This is a genomic window from Pseudonocardia sp. EV170527-09 (genome assembly GCF_008369905.1).
Classification (GTDB): domain Bacteria; phylum Actinomycetota; class Actinomycetes; order Mycobacteriales; family Pseudonocardiaceae; genus Pseudonocardia.
Map to the genome: position 1 here is coordinate 1 of NZ_VRMC01000210.1, position 2,290 is coordinate 2,290.

Below are 2,290 nucleotides of genomic sequence, written 5' to 3' on the forward strand. Positions count from 1 at the left end.
CCGGACTTCCCCGCCGAGGGCGACGATCCGGTCGCCCTCGGCGGGGAAGTCCGGCGCCCAGTCGGCGCGCCGGGTCCCGGCGTCGGTCCCGGCCGGCCCACGGCTGGTGCTCCCCGGCTGGACCCCGGAGGTCGCCGCGGCCGTCGTCGCCGGGACCCGGCGCGCCGACTGGGCGCCGGACTTCCCCGCCGAGGGCGACCGGATCGTCGCCCGGATGCTCGCCCGCGACCCGGGCGGGCCCGGCTGGGGCGAGCTCGGCCACCGGCTGCTCGTCGAACGCGACGGCGGCACGGTCGTCGGCGGTGCGGGGCTGTTCCCCGCCCCCGACGACGGCCCGGCCGCCGTCGAACTCGGCTACGGCGTGGTGCCGTCGCGGCGCGGCCGCGGCTACGCCGTCGAGGCCGCCGGCCTGTTGCTCGCGCTGGCACGTTCGGCCGGGGCGTCGCCGCTGGTCGCGGGCGTCGAGCCCGGCAACCGTGCGTCGGAGCGGGTGCTGGAGCGGATCGGGATGCGCCCCACCGGGACCCGCGACGGCGTCGCCCGGTTCCGGCTCGACGTAGGGTCGGGGACGTGATCCGGCTGGTCGCGCTCGACATCGACGGCACCATCGTCCACGGGCGCAGGCCCCCGAGCCCCGCGGTCCTCGACGCGATCGCGCTCGCCGGGACCCGGGCCGAGGTGATGCTGTGCACCGGCCGGACCGTCGTCGGTGTGGCCGGTGCGCTGGACGCGATCGGGCTGCGCGACGGCGTCCCCCTGACCTCCAACGGCGCGGTCGAGATGGAGACCGCGACCCGCCGGGTGCTGACGATGGAGCGGCTCGCCCCCGAGGCCGTGACCGCCGCCCTCGACACGATGACCGAGCTGTTCCCGGGGGCGGTGTTCGCCTGCGAGCACGTCGGCGTCGGGCAGCGGGTCAGCGCCCCGTTCCCCGACGGCGTGCTCGCCGGCACCGTCACCGAGGTCGGCCGCGCCGGTCTGCTCGACGAGCCGACGCCCAAGCTGGTCATGTACTGGCCGGGGCACGACCCGGCGGAGACCGCGGCCCGTGCCTCCCGGCTCCGGGTGCCCGGTACCGAACCGACGCTCGACCACGAGCTGCCGTGGGTGACGCTGGTGCCGGCCGGGGTGTCCAAGGCGTCCGGGCTCGCGCGGGTCGCGGCCCGGCTCGGTGTCGACCGCTCCGAGGTCCTCGCCGTCGGCGACGTCGACAACGACCGCGCGATGCTGCGCTGGGCGGGCCGCGGGATCGCGATGGGGCAGGCCCCGCCGGACGTGCACGCCGACGCCGACGAGTCCACCGACACCGTCGAGCAGGACGGCCTGGCCCGCGCCCTGGAGCGCGTGTTCGGCTAGTGCTCGACGGGGGTGCCCGCGACCAGCGGTGTCGCCGCCTCCAGGGCCGCCCCGCAGGACGGCGGCCGCGGCGGCAGCGTCGTGTCGGTCGTGACCGGCACCGTCCAGCTCCGGCCGTCGCGGGAGCGCACGGTGACCAGGTGCCCGTCCGGGCGCCCGCCGTCACCACCCACGCTCGGATCGGCGGCGTCGACCAGCAGCGCCGTGGCGTCCCCGATCCCGGTGTGCTCGCGCACGGCGAGCTCGGCGAGCTGGCCGACCGGGTCCAGCCCGGTGTGCCCGCGGCAGCACCACGGGTCCACACCGCCGCCGGCCGCGGCCTTCAACGCGGCCAGCGCGCCGCCGGTGTCGAGGCGGCCGTAGGCGTATCCGGTCGGCAGCACCAGCGCGGTCGGCGCGAACCGGTGCCCTCCGAGATGGGTGCACTCCCACACGTCGGCGCCCTCGGCGGCCAGGTCCCCGGCGAGCGCGCGGCCGCGGACGGCGCAGCAGACGTCCCGCCTGCCGTGCGCGCACACCAGCATCACCGGGTCGAGCACCGGGGTGCCCGCACCCGGGTCGAGGTCGATTCCGGCGAGGTCGTCGGTGCTGCGCACGGTGCGCGACCACGCCCGTGAGCCGCCCGGGGCGAGGTCGGCGACGTAGATGTGATGTCCAGGGAGGTTGTCCCGTCCGGGGGCGGTGAGTCTGGCTGACAGACGAAGGCCTCCGGTTGTGAAGTGGAGCTGTCTAGGAACCGCTTCACCCACCGGAGGCCTTCGTGTCCCACGCTAACGCCGCTCTGACCCCGCGCGCCCGGCTGCGGCTCGCTCAACTCGTCGTCGAGCACGGCTGGACCCACACCGCGGCCGCGACAATGTTCATGGTCTCCGCGCGGACCGCCAAGAAGTGGTCCGACCGCTACCGGGCCGAGGGGCCGGCGGGGATGGCCGAC

General features: G+C 76.9%; 4 protein-coding genes. 3 read left to right on the top strand and 1 reads right to left on the bottom strand.

Annotation, left to right across the window (positions count from 1 at the left end):
- On the top strand, positions 1-574 hold a 574-nt coding region (locus tag FVA95_RS28375; protein WP_205016022.1), incomplete at its 5' end, for a GNAT family N-acetyltransferase.
- Entirely contained in the window at positions 571-1,356 is a 786-nt protein-coding gene (locus FVA95_RS28380; RefSeq protein ID WP_149666857.1) for an HAD family hydrolase, read from the top strand. The genes FVA95_RS28375 and FVA95_RS28380, both read left to right, overlap by 4 nt.
- On the opposite strand, the gene FVA95_RS28385 is transcribed toward FVA95_RS28380, so the two are convergent.
- Complete coding sequence (locus FVA95_RS28385; RefSeq protein ID WP_149666858.1) at positions 1,353-1,952, bottom strand: sucrase ferredoxin; 600 nt, start codon at positions 1,950-1,952, stop codon at positions 1,353-1,355. The two genes, FVA95_RS28380 and FVA95_RS28385, sit on opposite strands and share 4 nt — an antisense overlap.
- Positions 1,953-2,116: 164 nt before the next feature.
- Here FVA95_RS28385 and FVA95_RS28390 point away from each other — a divergent pair.
- On the top strand, positions 2,117-2,290 hold a 174-nt coding region (locus FVA95_RS28390), incomplete at its 3' end, for a leucine zipper domain-containing protein (RefSeq protein ID WP_149662471.1).